Here is a 15,757-nt window from a genome sequence, read left to right on the forward strand (position 1 = left end):
CGAGCATCTCCATCCGCCTGGAGGAGGTCGCCGTCGCGCTGGGCGTCTCGGGACGGCGCGTGACGATGCGCGGGGGGACGGTCTCCGCCGTCGGCCCGCGCGAGGCGATCCTCCACGAGCTGGAGACCTGGCGGGCGGGGCAACCGGCAGGACGTCCCGGCACCGCGACGAGCGAGGGGGGCGGTAGCACCGAGCTGGAGGGCTTGCGGCTCGTCTGGACCGATCGGGCTGACTCACCCGTGGAGAGCCTCTCGGCCGATAACGTGCACCTGTCGCGCGCGGGAGGGCGGACAGCCATCGCTGCGCGCGAAGCGATCCTGTCCCTGGGACGGGCGGCCTTCTCGGTCCGGCACGGCCGGCTGGTGCTCGCCCTGGAGCAGGGGCGATACCAGGTGAGCGAGCTCTCGGCCGACTCCATCGACGCCAACGTGGCGCTCCCGGAGGGGACCCCTGAACCTCAGGTCGTGCCTGAGCAGAGCGGGCGCACCCATCCGGCACAGCTGACGAGGACGGCCGAGCGCGGCGACGGGGCCGATGCGGGGCGGAATCGAGGGGCTGCGGTTCGAGAAGCCCTTCTGCGGGCCGCGCATGGCATCGATCTGGCGCTAGGCAAGGACGCCAAGGTCGACGTCGCAGGTGTCACCGCGCGCCTCCGGCGCGACGCCGATCACCTTAACCTGGGACCAGGGCACCTCGCCGTGCGGCGCGAGGCTGGCTCGCTCGTGGTGGAGCTCTCGCCTGGAGAGGCCGCGATCGCGGCCGCCGGCGCCGACGCCCAGCAAGCGCTCACCTTTCGCCTTCGCGTGCCGCTCAGCGACGCGAAGGAGACCCCGCAGGAGATCGTCGCCGACGTGCAGGGCGGACCGATCTGGCTCTCCACCCTCGGCGTCCATGAAGGGGACATGGGCCTGTTTGATGTGGCGCGGACGTCGATCGTCAGCCGCGCGCGGGTCGTCCTCTCGGCCGACGGCCAGACGCTCGGCGTCGACGGTGAAGGAAGGCTGAAGAACCTCTCTCTGCGGAGCGCGGCCCTGGCAGACGAGCCCATCGCAGGCCTCGACCTGGCATGGCGGGCGAAGGCGAACGGCAAGCTCGACGGGTCCAAGCTCGTCGCCGAGGACGCCGAGGTCGACCTCGGTGCGCTGAGGCTGATCGCGCGCGGCGAGTACGAGCACGCCGGGAACTCACACCGGGTCCGCGGTACCTTCGAGGTGCCCCTCACGGCTTGCCAGTCGATGCTGGATTCGGTGCCCAAAGGGATCGTGGCGAAGCTCCACGGAATGAGGCTCGCCGGCTCGTTCGGGATCGAAGGGAAGCTCCGGTTCGATACCGCGAACCTCGACCGGAATTTTTTGCTTGACTGGGGTGTCTCCAACACCTGCCGCGTGACGGAGATGCCGCCGGAGCTCAGCGTCGATCGCTTCAAGCGCGCGTTCCGGCGTCTGGTTTACGGGCCCGGGGGCAAGCGCGTCGACATCGAGTCCGGGCCAGGGACCGCCGATTGGGTCCCCTACGAGGACATCTCCCGCTTCATGGAGGTCTCCGTGCTGACCACGGAGGACGGCGCCTTCCACCGGCACCACGGGTTCGACGAGGAAGCCATCAAGAACTCGATCCGCGAGAACCTCCGGAAGAGGAGGTTCGTGCGGGGGGCGAGCACCGTCAGCATGCAGCTCGCCAAGAACCTCTACCTCGAGCGGACCAAGAGCGTGGCGCGCAAGCTCCAGGAAACCTTGCTCACCATGTACCTGGAGCAGGAGCTCACCAAGGAGCAGATCATGGAGCTCTACCTGAACGCGGTGGAGTTCGGGCCGCTGGTCTACGGCATCGGCGCCGCCGCGCGGCACTACTTCAACGCGTCGGCGGCGCAGCTCTCGCTCGGACAGGCGCTGTACATCGCCTCGATCCTTCCAAACCCGAGCGTGCAGCACTTCGATGCCAACGGCGAGGTCACCGCTGCGTGGAGCGGGTACCTGCGCAAGCTCATGCAGATTGCGCACAGGCGCCATCGGATCTCCGACGAGGAGCTGGAGAAGGGGCTCCAGGAGGTCGTGGTGCGAGGCTCCCCTGCGCCTCATCTGGCGCCCCGTCAGCCCTCCGAGGACGGCGGTGAGGCGGGTGAGGACAGATCGGGAGAGGACGAGGGGGGCGCCTGGGCGGCGCCTTGACGCCCGCACGCGCGGGCCGGGCCGTCAGCGCTTCGACGCGGCGGTCCGGAGCTTCGCGAAGAACGCGCGGAGCACGCCGGCGCACTCGTCTGCCAGCACGCCCGACGTGACCGCGAAGCGATGGTTGAGCCGGTTGTCGCGCCCGATCGCGAAGAGCGTGTCGACCGCTCCCGCCTTCGGGTCCGGGCAGCCGTAGACGAGCCGCGCAATCCTGGCATTGACGAGCGCGCCGGCGCACATGGGACACGGCTCCAGCGTCGCGTAGACCGTCGCCCCTTCGAGCCGCCAATGACCAAGCCGTCTGGCCGCCGCCCGCAGCGCGTCCACCTCGGCGTGACCGGTCGGATCCTGATCGATCTCGCGACGGTTTCGACCGCGCGCGAGCACCGTCCCAGACCCATCGACGATGAGCGCCCCCACGGGGACGTCACCGGCACCTGCCGCAGCCTCGGCCTCCGCGAGCGCCTCGCGCATCCACAGCGCGTCGACGCTCGCTGGGTCCTCCGGCTGTGCCACAGGGGAGAGGAGCAAATCCGCTCCGTCATCCATGACATCCATGAGAGGCTCAGGACCTTTTACACGACCGATCAGGCGCGCCCAGGAAGATTCGAACTTCCGACCCCCGGCTTCGTAGGCCGATGCTCTATCCAGCTGAGCTATGGGCGCTCTGGTGAAGACAAGTGCAAGGCGTGGCTACGCCACCGCACTCCCGCGTCGCGCTCGGTTGCGCGAAGTGAGTGCCGGCGTTTATACGCCCCTGAGCGAGCTGTCAAAGGAAAAGTGATCGATGCCTGAGGGCGCCTGCTCGGAGCGCAGGACAAAAACAGGGCGCGCGGCGACTCCGTCACGGAATGGCCGCGCGCTTTCACACGCTCTCGAAGGGCAAGCGAAGCTCTGAAAGCGCACCACGAGACGAGCAGGCCAAGCTGACGAAACGGGAAGAAGCCGTAAGCCAAGCAGCAGCGGCGCCATGAAAAGGCGGGATGGCGCCCGCTGAACGACCAAGCACAAGCTAGTGAGGCCCGTTACGAGGGGAGGAGGACCGAGACACGCTGCAGCCCACAGCGCAGAACACGGCCAATTCCGCCTGGAGCAGCCTCTGTGCCATCTCGCAGCCTCCTCCTCGGCGCGTCCTCGCGCGCGCGTACGTCCAGCGGAATACTCACGTTTCGCCGCGGTTTCTTCGGCTGTCGTGGATCCGTGTCCGACGAGGTGCTCGGGCAGCGGTGTCGCGTGCCATGCCGTGTTTCGCAATCTTTGCGGACCAAGAGCCCCGGCCAACGGACGCTGTGACGCGTCGCGCTACCGAGGGCCACGCGAGCGCCTATCGGGGGCCGCCGAAGAGGTGGTCGTGCGGGGCGTCGGCATGACAGCGCTTGCAGAGGGGCAGGGCGCCGCGGTGGGTGGAGGTGCCCTGGGGCGTGAGGACGAGGTACTCCCAGTTGCCGCCGTCGGGGTCGTAGCCAGCCGGTCGCTTCACCATGGCCAGGAGCGTGTCCGGCTCCGATGCGCCCGCCCGGTAGTGGAACTCGACCACGGCCGCGCCAGAGGGGAGGACGCGATCTGGACCGAGCTGCGGGTAGGGCGCAGCCGCCGCGTTGATCCTCACCTCCGCCTCCATCTCGCCGGTGAAGTGCTGGGAGCGAGCTCGACCCGTGACGGGCTGGAAGCTCGTGAGCTGCCCGGCGAGCTCCCACGCCGAGGGCGCCGCGGCCGGAGGTGCAGCCGGCGCCGGGGCGGACGCACGCGCCTCGGGGACGGAGCTGGAGCCGCGTCCGATCCACTCCGTGGTCTCTGCGACGTGAACGGGGGACGGCGGGGGCGGCGCACAGCCGAGCGGCAGGGGGGCCCACCCGGAGCGGACCCGCGCCTCCGTCGAGAGCGTCATCGAGGCGAGCGACGCCGCAGCGAGCGCGCACCACGCAGAGAGGCGGGTTCGGGACCGCACCGGTCGAGATGCTACACTGCCCGGATGTACCTGGCCTCTTCCAGGCGAGGCCGCGCATGGCGCGCCCTCTGGGCCGCCACGCTGGTGTCGCTGTCGGGCGCCGCGCTGCTGGGAGGCGCCCCGCACGCAGCCGCCGAGGAGGCGTCCCGCCGCGCCTGGCTGGGCGTGGAGCTGGAGCCAGGGCCGGCCGGGGGGGTGGTCGCGAAGCACGTCGTCACCAGCTCGCCGGCGGCCAAGGCGGGCATCGTGGACGGGGATCAGGTCATCGCGGCGGATGGCGTCCAGATCGACGAGCCAAAGCAGCTCGTCGCGCGTGTCGCGCTCGCGGGGCCTGGAAACGTGGTGAACCTCCGGATCCGGCGCGGCGGACGAGAGCGAGACGTCGCTCCGACGCTGGTGCCGTTCCCCGGGCACGATCAGATCCTTCGCCTCGACAAGATCGGCACGTTCGCGCCAGCCTGGAGGTCGCTCACCACCGTCGGAGGGACCGTCCCGGCGAACATCGGGACCCTGCGCGGAAACGTGGTGCTGCTCGATTTCTGGGCGACCTGGTGCGCGCCGTGCCGCTTGATGGCCCCGCAGCTCTCGGCGTGGCACGCGGCGTACGCCGCGCAGGGGCTGCGGGTCGTGGGCGTGACGACCGACGACGTGAGCGTCGCGACGAAGACAGCGCAGGCCCTCTCGATGCGCTACGCGGTCGCGGCGGACGCGTCGGAGTCGACCTCCGCGGCCTATGGCGTCAAGGCGCTCCCCACGATGTTCGTGATCGACAAGAAGGGCGTCATCCGGGACGTGGTGGTCGGGTACGACCCGACCCGGCACGCCGAGGTCGAGAAGCTCCTCAAGGCGCTGCTCGCGGAGCCCGCGCCGGCGCCGTAGCCGCCGCGGGGTCGCGCCGGCTGGACCGGTACGCTCTCCATGCTCCTCTCCATCGACGAGTTCCTCTGGGCGCTGCGCCGCGACGGCTTCGCCGTCTCGACGGCGCAGGCCATCGATGTCACGCGCGCGTGCGCCCTCGTCGGGTTCGGCGACCGAGGGACGCTGCGCGACGCCATCGGCGCGGTGGTCGTCGAGCGCGCCGCCGATCTCCGCCGGTACCGCGCCTGCTTCGATCGCTTCTTCTCCCCCGCGGGCGCGCACGTCGGCGATCTGTGGGGGCGCCTGCGGGAGCGAGGGTTCTCGGATGGGGAGCTCTCCGCCCTGCGCGATCTGCTGAGCGCGGCGGCGGAGCGGAGCGGCGCCTCGGGCGACGCGATCGCGTTCCAGGCGCTCGCAGGGACCGCGGGGGAGCTCGACCGCGCGCTCCAGGCGGCCGGGATCGCGCGCGTGCTCGCGCCGATGACGAGCTCGCTCCAGGTCGGGTTCTTCGCGCAGCGGGTGATGGATCAGCTCGGGGTGCCGGCCGTCGCCAGCGCGCTGCGGCGGATCCGGAGCGCGCTCGAGGAGGCGCTCGGCGAGGAGCGGGGGAGGGCCCTCGCTGAGGCGCTCGCCGCCGAGCTGGAGCGGATGCGGCACCGCGTGCGCGAGCACGTGACGCTGTCGCTCCGGCGCGTCGAGGGCGAAGAGCCAGCTGCGCAGGGCCGCATGGATGTCCCGTTCGCTTCGCTCGGCGAGGGCGAGATGGAGGAGGTGCGCCGCGCCGTGAAGGAGCTGTCCCTGCGGCTCCGGGGCGCGGAGCGGCTCCGGAGGCGCCGCGCGCGGCGCGGGAGGATCGATCCCCACCGGACGCTGCGGCGCAGCCTCCAGACCGGCGGCGTGCCGTTCCAGCCGGCGCGTCGAGCGCGGCGGCGCGACAAGCCGCGCCTGATGATCCTGTGCGACGTGTCGGACTCGGTCCGCGTCGCCGCGCGGTTCATGCTCGAGTTCGTCTGCGCGGCGCAGGAGCTCTTCGACCGGACGCGCTCGTTCGTCTTCGTGAGCGAGCTCGCCGAGACGACCGAGCTCTTCGAGGCGTTGCCGGCGAGCTCGGCGCTCGAGCGGATCCAGCGCGGCGAGGTGGTGAGCCGGGCGCACAACTCGAATTACGGGCGCGCCCTGCTGGCCTTCGAGGAGCGACACGGGCGCGACGTGGACCGGCGGGTGACCCTCGTGATCCTGGGCGACGGGCGCACGAACTACTTCGCGGACGAGGCGGAGGTCGTGGGGAGGCTCCGTGACCGGGCGCGGGCGCTCCTGTGGCTGTGCCCCGAGGGGCCGGGCGCCTGGGGGACGGGAGACAGCGCGATGCCGCGCTACGCCGCCGCGGCGACGAAGGTGCTGGTCGCCCGGACCGCGCGGGAGCTCGAATCGGCGGCGCGGGAGGTGGTCGCCCGGCGCGCTTAGGGCTATGGGTCGCGCCATGTCGCTCGATCAGAAGCTGCGGGATCTCACGGCGCGCATCGAGAAGGGAGGCGCGCAGAAGTACCACGACAAGAACGCGGAACAGGGCAAGCTGTTCGCGCGGCAACGCGTCGCGCTGCTCGTCGATGAAGGCAGCTTCATCGAGGACGCGGCGCTCGCCAACGCGGTGGATCCCGAGCTGCCGGCCGACGGCGTCATCACGGGCACCGGGACGGTGGGCGGGCGCCCCGTGTGCGTGATGGCGAACGACTCGACGGTGAAGGCCGGCTCGTGGGGGCGCCGCACCGTCGAGAAGATCCTGCGCGTGCAGGAGACCGCGCGGCGCCTCCGGTGCCCGCTGCTCTACCTGGTCGACTCCGCGGGGGCGCGCATCACCGACCAGATCGAGATGTTCCCCGGGCGGCGCGGCGCGGGCCGGATCTTCTACAACCAGGTCGAGCTGAGCGGCCTCGTCCCGCAGATCTGCCTGCTGTTCGGCCCGTCGGCGGCGGGAGGCGCCTACATCCCGGCGTTCTGCGACGTCGTGTGCATGGTCGAGAGCAACGCGAGCATGTACCTGGGCTCTCCGCGGATGGCCGAGATGGTGATCGGCGAGAAGGTCACGCTCGAAGAGCTCGGCGGAGCGCGCATGCACTGCTCGGTCTCGGGGTGCGGCGACGTGCTGGTGAAGACCGAGGAGGAGGCGATCGCCTTCGCGAAGCGCTACCTCGCGATGATGCCGCAGAGCTCCGCCGAGACGGCGCCCCGCGTCGAGCCGAGGCCGGAGAAGCCGGGGCAGCGGCCGCTCGAGGACGTGATCCCCGCCGACGAGAACAAGCCGTTCGACATCATGGCCGTGATCGACGCGATCATCGACGAGGGCAGCTTCGTCGAGATCAAGAAGCTCTATGCCCGAGAGATCGTCACGGGGCTCGCGCGCGTGGAGGGACGCGCGGTCGGCATCGTCGCGAACCAGCCGAAATACAAGGGCGGCGTGCTGTTCGTGGACTCGGCCGACAAGGCGGCGCGGTTCATCTGGCTGTGCGACGCGTTCAATATCCCGCTCCTGTACCTCGCCGACGTGCCCGGCTTCATGATCGGGACCGTCGTCGAGAGGCAGGGGATCATCCGGGCCGGGGCGAAGATGATCGCCGCGGTGAGCGAGGCGAGCGTGCCGAAGCTGTCCGTCGTCGTGCGCAAGGCGTACGGCGCCGGGCTCTACGCGATGTGCGGGCCGGCGTTCGCGCCCGACGAGTGCATCGCCCTGCCCTCGGCCTCGATCGCCGTGATGGGGCCGAGCGCCGCGGTGAACGCCGTCTACTTCAACAAGATCCAGGCGATCCCGGCGGGGCCCGAGCGCGATGCGCTCGTCCAGAAGCTGCGCGACGAGTACCGGGCCGACGTCGATCTGGAGAAGCTCGCGAGCGAGCTCGTGATCGACGCGATCATCCCGACGGCGAACCTCCGCCGCGAGGTGGCGCGCCGCTTCGAGCGGTACGCCGGCAAGGTCGAGGAGAGGCCGCGAAAGAAGCACCTCGTGCCGCCGGTGTGAAGCGGCCCGCGGCGCGCTCCGGAGAGCGCGCCGCGAGGGCAGCGCTCTTCGAAACCTCGGCCGCGCGCGGACGTGGTGTAGACTCGCGGCGTGCTCGCCCGCAGGTTTCCGCTCTCCATCGCGCTGTTCGGCCTCGCCCTCGCGGCGGGTGAAGCGCGCGCCGACGTCCCGGCCACGGCTGTGGCGCGCCTGCTCGGCTCGCGCCTGGGTCGGCACCCGCTCGCCGATCTGCGGGGGCGCATCCCCGTGATGGTGCCGTTGCCCGCCGGCGCCGACGCGCGAGCGCTCGGGCTGCTCCCGGTCGCGCCAGGCTTCGGGACCATCCGGCTCGCGCCCGGCGACGTCGGCGCCTTCTCCGCCGCGCACCCGGAGCTCAGGCTGCTCTCAGGACCGCCGCGGCGGCCCCTGCTGGATCGCTCCAAGGGGTGGATCCGCGTCGAGCCGTACAGGAAGGCGACCGGCGCGGACGGCGAGGGGGTGGTCGTCGGCGTCGTCGATACCGGCCTCGACGTGACCCACCCGGATTTTCGAGACAAGGACGGCAAGACACGGATCCGATGGATGCTGCAGGCCGGAAGCCCGAAGGGGCTGCACGCGGCGCTCGAGCACACCTACGGGTGCGATGATCCGGACCAGTCGGCGTGCGCGATCTTCTCCGACGCCGACATCGACGCGATGCTCGCGCAGAGCAAGCCCGGCATCCTCCGCGATATCGCGGGGCACGGCACGCACGTGGCCTCCATCGCCGCGGGCAACGGCGGGCCGATGGTCTCGGAGCGGCCCCGGTACGTCGGCGTGGCGCCCGCCGCGACGCTGATCATCGCCGCGCCGGCGCGGCCCGGCGAGGGCTTCGACGATCCGGACATCCTCAAGGCGGTGCAGTTCATCTTCGACCGCGCCGAGGAGCTGAACATGCCGGCGGTCGTCAACCTGAGCGTCGGGAGCGATTTCGGGCCCCACGACGGGACGAGCCCGCTCGAGGCGGGGCTCGCCGCGATGGTCGGCAGCGCTCATCCGGGGCGGGCGATCGTCGTCGCCGCCGGCAACAGCGGCGCGACGTACGAGATCGACGGCGAAGGGCCGCTCGGGATCCACACCGAGGCCCACGTGTCGGCGCACGCCGAGACGCGCGTGCCCATCCGGACGCCGAGCGCGGAGCGCGGCGAAGGATACGTCTGGATCACCTTCCGGCCCGGGGACGAGGTGTCGGTCGGCCTCGACGGGCCAGGTGGCGAGGCGTGGATCGGCCTGATCGAGCCCGGAGATGACGCCGGCTACACAGGCGATGACGGCGAGACGACCGGCGCGGTCATCAACCGGCTCGCGAACGGGAAGTCGCCCATCACCGCGGCGACGAACAGCGCCGTCGTGGCCTTCAGCGGGGCGTGGAAGGCGGGCGAGTTCGCGATCCGCCTGCGAGGCCAAGGGGACGCGCAGCTCTGGGTGACAGGGCTCGGCGACGTCTCGCCGTCGCACGATCTCGGGCTCCTGTTCCCGCGCGCCATCAAGCAAGGGACGATCAACGTGCCCGCGAGCCACCCTGGGCTGCTCGCCGTGGGGTGCACCATCAACCGCGTCCGCTGGCAGCCGCAGGGGAGCTCCACGAGCGTGCGCCTCACGAGCCTCGACGGTGTGGACATCGAAGAGGACAGCGCCTGCTACTTCAGCGCGGCTGGTCCCACGCCGTTCGGCGTGGCCAAGCCGGAGATCAGCGCGCCCGGCGGCCTGGTCGCGGCCGCCATGGCCAGCGGCGTCGACCCGCGCGACGATCCCGGAGGGCTGTTCGATACGCCCGGGTGCCCCGGTGACGAGCCTTGCTTCGTCGTCGACGACCACCACGCGATCGCGTCAGGGTCGTCCATGGCGGCGCCGCAGGTCGCAGGGGCGATCGCGCTCCTCTTCCAGGTCAACCCGAACCTGAGCCAGGCGGAGGTCACGGAGGCGCTCCAGGCAGGCGCGCGGTATCCGAGGGGCGCGGTGCCGCTCGACGCGCAGCTCGGTCCCGGCGTGCTCGATCTCGAAGGCGCGCGCCTCGCGCTCGAGGCCGCCGAGACCGGCGGGAACGAGCCGGCGCTCGACAAGAGCTGGTACGTCCTGTCGAGCTCCTACGCGAGGCCCGACCCGTCGTGGCCGGTCTGGGGGACGATCGAGCTGCGACGCCCTGACGGCGCCCCGGTGAGGGGCGTCGATGGGAAGCTCACGGTCGCCGTCCGCGGCGGGGTGATGCACACGCCGCTCCGGGAGGTGCGCCGCGGGCTGTGGCAGTTCGCGGTCGCCGCGCCGCGCGGCTCCGGAGGGGCGACGCTGGCCGTCGACGTGCTCTACGACGGCGCCTCGCTCGGCGCGCGCGAGCTCCCGGTGGGGAGCGACGTCTGGATGGCGAACGGAGAGCTCGAGGCGACCAGCGGCGCGTGCACCTGGGCCGCGGCTCGCCCGGACGGCACGCCGCCGTCGAGCCGCGCCGCCTGGGGCCTCGCGAGCCTCCTCGTGGTGGCGTCCGCGGCGCGCCGTCGGCGCCGCGGCTGAGCACCTCCGCTGCCCGCGCGCCCTTGCGTCGCCCGGGCGCGCGCGGCTGCCGTCCGCCGCCGTCCGTGTCACCGTGGCCGAGCGGCGGGGCGGGGTAGAGCACGACGGCGATGGAGCATGGACGCATGGAGAAACGGGTGATCGTGGATCGACCTCCCGCGGCAGAGGCGGACGCGGGACACGCGCGCGCGCCCCGGCCGCTGCGGTTCGCGGCGCGCACAGGCTGGGATCTCTCGGGCAACAGCCTCGCCTCCGTGCTCGCCGAGGCGCGCGGGGCGGGGCGCGCGCTCGTCGATTTCACCGAGTCGAACCCGACGCGCTGCGGGATCGCCGAGACGGCTCACCTCATCGCGCCGCTCGGCGAGCCGCGCGGCGCGCGGTACGCGCCGCTGCCGCTCGGCGATCCGGCGGCGCGCGCCGCGGTGTCGCGCTACTACCAGGAGCGCGGGCTCGACGTGGATCCGTCGAGCGTCGTGCTGACGGCCAGCACCAGCGAAGCGTACGGATGGCTGCTCAAGCTGCTCGCCGAGCGCGGCGATGACGTGCTCGTCCCCATGCCGTCGTACCCGCTGCTCGAGTACCTCGCCTGCCTCGAGGACGTCGCGCTCACGCCCTACCCGCTCCTCAGGGAGGAAGGATGGCGCATCGACCTCGGCGCGCTAGAGCGCGCTGCCGGCGAGCGGACGCGCGCCGTGGTGCTCGTCCATCCGAACAACCCGACCGGCTCCTTCGTGCGTCGCGACGACGCCGCCGCGCTCGAGGCGTGCGCCAAGGAGCGCGGGCTCGCGCTGATCGTCGACGAGGTCTTCGGGGACTACGCCCACGGAGACCTCGCCCCGGACCGCTTGCCGAGCTTCGCCGGCGCGCGGCAGGCGCTGACCTTCGTGCTGAGCGGGCTCTCCAAGGTGATGGCGCTGCCGCAGCTCAAGCTCGGCTGGATCGCGGTCTCGGGGCCGCCGGAGCTCGCCGCGGCGGCGCTGGAGCGGCTCGAGGTCATCGCGGACACCTACCTCTCGGTCGGCACCCCGGTGCAGCTCGCGCTGCCGGAGATCCTCGCCTCGCGGGCGCCCGTCCAGCGCGCGATCCTGTCGCGCGTGCAGGCCAATCTGGCCGCGCTCGACGCGGCGATCGCCGCGCGCGCCGGGGGCGCGGTCCGGCGGCTCCCGATCGACGGCGGCTGGTACGCGACGCTGGAGGTCCCGCGCGTGCACGACGAGGACGGCTGGGTCGAGCTCCTCGTGCGCGACGAGGGGATCATCGTCCACCCCGGCTACTTCTTCGATATGCCGCGCGACGGCTTCCTCGTGGTCGGCCTGCTGCTGGATCCGGACGTGTTCGCGGAAGCCGCGCTGCGGCTCATCGGCCGGATCGCGCGCGCGATCAGCGGTGAATGAGGACCACCGTGGAGCGGCCGGCGTCGCGGGAGGCCCGCAGGCCGTGCCAACCCTCCGGCACCGGCGGGTCGGTCCAGGCGAACATCTGCTTCGCGTCGATGGGGGAGAGGTTGACGCAGCCGCCGCTCTTCGGCTCGCCCCAGGCGTCGTGCCAGTACGCGCCGTGCAGCGCGTGAGGTCCGCTGAAGTTCTGCACGAACTGCACCTCGGAGTGGACGATCTTGTCGTTCGTGCTCGAGACCATCGTCGCCGTCACGAACTTCCCGTCGATGCGGAAGCGCCCGGTCGGCGTCGCCGCGGTCTCGATGGCGGGGATGCCCTGCCTCGGGACGCCGCCGCGCCCCGGTGAGATGAGCGTCGCGAAGACCGGGGTGAGCTCTTCGTAGGCGACGAACCAGCCGCCGAGCACGCTCACCTCGATCCACTTGCGCGGCGACGACGGATCGCCCTCGCCCTCGAGCGGCGAGCTCTTCGCCGCCTCGATCACGACGGCGTCGTCCGCCCGCACGTAGACCCCCGGCTCCTGCGTCTCGAGGAGCCGCTCGCCGTCCTCGACCTCGGCGCGACCGGTGAGCCCGACCGAGGCGAGCCGCGCGAACGACGCGCCGGTCGGCTCGAAGCGGCCGCCGGGGCCCCGCTGGTACTTCGGCCGATCGGTCTTGCGGAAGAACGCGAGCGGGAGCGAACGCCCGTCCTTCAGCCAGACGCCCTGGAAGCTCGAGCGCGGGTAGGGCTTCAGGCGATCCTTCGGCATGTACGCCTGGTCCGAGGTCACCACCCAGGTCCGATCCTGCGCGTCGAACGCGCGGGTGAACGCCACCGTCGAGCCGTTCACGATCCGGTCGCGCCCCTCGCGCACGAGGCCGCCGAATGGAAACAGCGCCGGGGCGGCGACCCCCACGGGCTTCAGGTCGACGCCCACGAGGGCCTCGTCGATCTCGCGGATGGCGTCCTCGCCAGCGCCCTCGGCGGCGCGCACCTTCGCGATGTTCGCGAGGTGCTCCTCGAGGTCCCACTCGGAGCGCCGCTGCTCCTTCGCGCTCGGGAGCTGCGGGTAGCGCGGCGCGCCGGTCGACTCCGCGTAGTCATAGGGCCACGGGGACTCGACCCTGGGCGCGTGCGGCCGCAGCGCGGCCACGACTGGGTCGTTCGGGTCGACCGCCGCGCTGGCGCCAGCGCAGACGTAGCCCCGCGGCTCGATGGCGTACCACGCGTCGCACCCCTCGCCCGGCGTCCGCGCGGACTCGACGCTGCCGCCGCGCAGCGCGACGGAGCCGCCGAGCCCCAGGTAGCCGCTCCAGCCCCGCGTCGGGTAAGGGCCAGGGCTGATCCACGCAAACCGCGCCTTGGAGTAGATGCGCGCGCCCTCCGCCGCCGCGCCGGCGGGCGGCGCCGTTGCCGCCGCGCTCGCCGCGGGCGGCGCGTCGGCCTCCGCGTGGGCCGGGTCCGACGCCTTCGTGACGTGCGCCGCCTCGACGACCGCGGCGCGCGGCGCGGCCGCTCCCGAGGACACGCGTGGCGCGTCCGCCTCGGGGGGCGTCCGCAGGGCGTCCGCCTCGAGCGAGGCAGGCGCCGCCTCGGCGGGGCTCTCTTCGGAGCAAGCTACGGCGCCCCCCGACGCGATCGCGCACGTCAGGGCCGCGAGGAGGAAGGAAGGCGGTGAGCTAGCCATGCAAGCGGGAGAGACTAGTTGCCGGTTGCGACCGCGGACAAGCGAACGACAGCCGCGCCGCCCGCGGTTGCCAGCCGGGGAGCCGCGCTCGCCGCTAAAGCCTGCCGAGCACGGCCACCACGAGCAGGATGACCCCGACGAGCGCCGCCGTGATCATCGCGAACCTCATGAGGCGCGGCTTCAGCCACTTCCACAGGACGAGGCGAGCCACCTTCCACAAGAGCACCAGGATCTGCCGGAGGACCTTGCCCACGACGAGAGCGTAGCGCAGTCCCGCGGCGCGCGCTGCCAGCAAGGGCGGTAGAATTCGCGGCCAATGGACGAGCCCTGCGGCCGTCGCCGCGTCGGACCAGGCGGGACACAGCGCGCCGCGGCGCGCCTGCCGGGCACCTCAGCCAGCGGCCAGCCCGGCGTGCGGGCGATCGCTGCGTGCGGTGCGCGGCGTCACGTCAATCGATGTCGACGCTCACCTTCGATGCATAGCTGCCAGGAGAGGGAAAGGTGATCTCGCGCAGCGCGCCGGCGACACACTCGGCCGCCTCCTCGCCCCGTTCGTCGTTGCTGGACACGCCCACGCTGAGCGGCTTGCCGTCGGTGTCGATGTAGAGCGTGGCCTTGATCTGGCTGGCGCCCGCCTGGCTCCGGCACGACGCGAGCGCCGGCCCCGCCTTCTTGTACGGCGTCCCGAGCTGGTCGGGCGTCCAGGGCACGGGCAGGCGCTCGTCGCTGCTCGGCTCGAAGGTGAAGCTGTTCTCCGCCAGGCCCTCTCCGCCGACCGGCTTCGGCCACCTCGTCGCCCTCAGGACGCTCAGCATGCACGCCTCGGTCTCGCGATCGCCCAGGTTGGAGTCCTTCACGAACGCCCAGCGCGCCGTGCCCTCCTCGGTCACCCGGACCTTGAAGCGGATCTCGCCCCCGAGATAGGGGATCCGCTGGACGCCTTTCTGGTAGCAGCGCGAGAGCCGAGGCGACACGCGCTCGAACGCCGCTTGCACCTTCTCCTCGTTCATGCCGCCGATCTCGGAACCCGAGCTCATCTTCGGGCCCGACGTCTCGACAGGCTCGGCGTCGACCATCACCGGCGCCACGGACGTGGGCGCGGCGCCGCCGCAGCCCAGCTGGGCCGCGAACGTCGAGAGAGCAACGACGGTGATGGTACCCCTGAGTAAGCGCGTGAATTTCATGATCGAACGAGGACTCTATACGAGCCGCGTCTTGGGCGAAAAGAGCGCGATGAGGGGAACGCTCGCTGCAGTGCGTGTGAGAGATTCTACGCCAGCGCGAACGCCGACGCGCCGCTCCGAACGCGCGCCCGCTCGGACAGGAGGCGCCCGCAACGCACACGGTAGAGGCGTAGCGGTGAAGGTCCGTCCACGAGCGCCTGAGCGCAGAAGATGCGAGGCGGCGCGCCTGAGCGCACCGGCGCGTCGTGCGCTCGGTGCGTATGGCCGTGGATCACGTGAAGGTGATCGTGCTCGTGGAGCAATGCCATGAGCTCAGCGCTGTTGATGAGGCCGTCCAGCCACTGCATCGCGCCGATCGGATGGCGGAGCGGCGGGTGGTGCTGGGCGAGCACGAGCGCGTCGCCCGAGCGGCGCGCCTCGGCGGCGAGCGAGGCGATCCACGAGAGCTCGCGGGCCGCGATCGCGCCCGCCGAGCGGGTCACAGGTTGCATCATGGCCGTCGAGACCCCGGCCACGACGGCCCCAGGCAGCGCGACGGCGGTCCCCTGCCTGCTCGTCGCCGCGAAGGGACGGAGGCAGCCCTCCAGCGCGCGCTCCCACGCGCCTTCGGTATACGCGTCGTGGTTGCCAGGCACCAACGTGACGTGGGCCGGGTCCCAGGCGCTCTCCGCCAGGACGGCGGCGAGCACCTCGAACTGGGCAGGGGTCCCGTCTTCCGTGAGGTCGCCGGTGAGCACCAGGTGGTCCGCCCCGCTCCGCCCCGCCTCGATGAGCGCGGCCAGCGTGCGACGGCGGCGTTGCGCCGCGTCGATGGGGCGGCCGAAGCTCAGGTAACGAAGCCGCCACCGCTCGGCGCCGCGGCGCCGGTCGTGATCCGCCTCGAGGAGATGGAAGTCCGTGAGGTGCGCGATCGTCGTCATCGACGCGATCGTGAGCCCTGACCGACGTCGTTCTCGCGACATCGACGCAAGCTCTCGGCGACGCAAACCGCGAT

The 15,757-nt window shown here is 72.0% G+C and carries 12 protein-coding genes and 1 tRNA gene (1 of these 13 cut by a window edge); 6 read left to right on the top strand and 7 right to left on the bottom strand.

The window, feature by feature from the left end:
* A protein-coding gene (locus WMF46_RS14025) for a transglycosylase domain-containing protein (RefSeq protein ID WP_437986068.1) crosses the window boundary here: on the top strand, window positions 1-2,168 show its 3' portion. The gene continues 202 nt to the left of window position 1, outside the view; only the last 2,168 of its 2,370 coding nucleotides appear in the window; its start codon lies off the left edge, out of view; it ends in the stop codon at window positions 2,166-2,168.
* 24 nt (window positions 2,169-2,192) lie between these two features.
* On the opposite strand, the gene tadA is transcribed toward WMF46_RS14025, so the two are convergent.
* From tadA to WMF46_RS14040, 3 genes are all read right to left on the bottom strand, one after another.
* Complete coding sequence (gene tadA, locus WMF46_RS14030) at window positions 2,193-2,717, bottom strand: tRNA adenosine(34) deaminase TadA (RefSeq protein WP_437986069.1); 525 nt, start codon at window positions 2,715-2,717, stop codon at window positions 2,193-2,195.
* A gap of 43 nt (window positions 2,718-2,760) precedes the next feature.
* Window positions 2,761-2,834 (bottom strand) — tRNA-Arg (locus tag WMF46_RS14035).
* Between the two features lie 658 nt (window positions 2,835-3,492).
* Entirely contained in the window at window positions 3,493-4,116 is a 624-nt protein-coding gene (locus WMF46_RS14040) for a hypothetical protein (protein ID WP_437986070.1), read from the bottom strand.
* 24 nt (window positions 4,117-4,140) lie between these two features.
* Here WMF46_RS14040 and WMF46_RS14045 point away from each other — a divergent pair, with 24 nt between their 5' ends.
* The 5 genes from WMF46_RS14045 (at window position 4,141) to WMF46_RS14065 (ending at window position 11,907) form a co-directional block, all read left to right on the top strand.
* Window positions 4,141-4,995 carry a redoxin domain-containing protein gene (locus tag WMF46_RS14045; protein ID WP_437986071.1) on the top strand — a complete coding sequence of 285 codons (855 nt, stop codon included), beginning with the start codon at window positions 4,141-4,143 and terminating at the stop codon, window positions 4,993-4,995.
* Window positions 4,996-5,034: 39 nt separating this feature from the next.
* Window positions 5,035-6,438: a VWA domain-containing protein gene (locus tag WMF46_RS14050; RefSeq protein ID WP_437986072.1), complete on the top strand. Its 1,404-nt coding sequence runs from the start codon at window positions 5,035-5,037 to the stop codon at window positions 6,436-6,438.
* Window positions 6,439-6,454: 16 nt separating this feature from the next.
* Complete coding sequence (locus tag WMF46_RS14055) at window positions 6,455-7,987, top strand: acyl-CoA carboxylase subunit beta (protein ID WP_437986073.1); 1,533 nt, start codon at window positions 6,455-6,457, stop codon at window positions 7,985-7,987.
* A gap of 90 nt (window positions 7,988-8,077) precedes the next feature.
* Entirely contained in the window at window positions 8,078-10,513 is a 2,436-nt protein-coding gene (locus WMF46_RS14060; RefSeq protein WP_437986074.1) for a S8 family serine peptidase, read from the top strand.
* 125 nt (window positions 10,514-10,638) lie between these two features.
* Window positions 10,639-11,907: a pyridoxal phosphate-dependent aminotransferase gene (locus WMF46_RS14065; protein ID WP_437986075.1), complete on the top strand. Its 1,269-nt coding sequence runs from the start codon at window positions 10,639-10,641 to the stop codon at window positions 11,905-11,907.
* Here the strand turns inward: WMF46_RS14065 and WMF46_RS14070 are convergent.
* The 4 genes from WMF46_RS14070 to WMF46_RS14085 all read right to left on the bottom strand — a co-directional run bounded on the left by WMF46_RS14070 (window position 11,894) and on the right by WMF46_RS14085 (window position 15,683).
* Entirely contained in the window at window positions 11,894-13,579 is a 1,686-nt protein-coding gene (locus WMF46_RS14070; RefSeq protein WP_437986076.1) for a L,D-transpeptidase, read from the bottom strand. The genes WMF46_RS14065 and WMF46_RS14070 overlap by 14 nt on opposite strands.
* Window positions 13,580-13,673: 94 nt before the next feature.
* On the bottom strand, window positions 13,674-13,832 hold the full coding sequence (locus WMF46_RS14075) for a hypothetical protein (RefSeq protein WP_157906653.1): 159 nt from the start codon (window positions 13,830-13,832) through the stop codon (window positions 13,674-13,676).
* 196 nt (window positions 13,833-14,028) lie between these two features.
* A complete protein-coding gene (locus WMF46_RS14080; protein WP_437986077.1) occupies window positions 14,029-14,763 on the bottom strand; it encodes an AgmX/PglI C-terminal domain-containing protein in 735 nt (244 codons plus the stop codon).
* A gap of 86 nt (window positions 14,764-14,849) precedes the next feature.
* Window positions 14,850-15,683 (bottom strand): metallophosphoesterase family protein, encoded by an 834-nt coding sequence (locus WMF46_RS14085; protein ID WP_437986078.1) that lies wholly within the window; start codon window positions 15,681-15,683, stop codon window positions 14,850-14,852.
* Window positions 15,684-15,757: the final 74 nt, after the last annotated feature.

This window comes from Sorangium sp. So ce117 (genome assembly GCF_051524395.1).
GTDB lineage: Bacteria > Myxococcota_A > Polyangia > Polyangiales > Polyangiaceae > Sorangium > Sorangium cellulosum_B.

Bases quoted from the DNA above. Each gene is read 5' to 3' on its own strand.
- tadA (WP_437986069.1), bottom strand. From the start codon at position 2,717: ATGGATGACGGAGCGGATTTGCTCCTCTCCCCTGTGGCACAGCCGGAG.
- WMF46_RS14045 (WP_437986071.1), top strand. From the start codon at position 4,141: ATGTACCTGGCCTCTTCCAGGCGAGGCCGCGCATGGCGCGCCCTCTGG.
- WMF46_RS14050 (WP_437986072.1), top strand. From the start codon at position 5,035: ATGCTCCTCTCCATCGACGAGTTCCTCTGGGCGCTGCGCCGCGACGGC.
- WMF46_RS14055 (WP_437986073.1), top strand. From the start codon at position 6,455: ATGTCGCTCGATCAGAAGCTGCGGGATCTCACGGCGCGCATCGAGAAG.
- WMF46_RS14065 (WP_437986075.1), top strand. From the start codon at position 10,639: ATGGAGAAACGGGTGATCGTGGATCGACCTCCCGCGGCAGAGGCGGAC.
- WMF46_RS14070 (WP_437986076.1), bottom strand. From the start codon at position 13,579: ATGGCTAGCTCACCGCCTTCCTTCCTCCTCGCGGCCCTGACGTGCGCG.
- WMF46_RS14080 (WP_437986077.1), bottom strand. From the start codon at position 14,763: ATGAAATTCACGCGCTTACTCAGGGGTACCATCACCGTCGTTGCTCTC.
- WMF46_RS14085 (WP_437986078.1), bottom strand. From the start codon at position 15,683: ATGACGACGATCGCGCACCTCACGGACTTCCATCTCCTCGAGGCGGAT.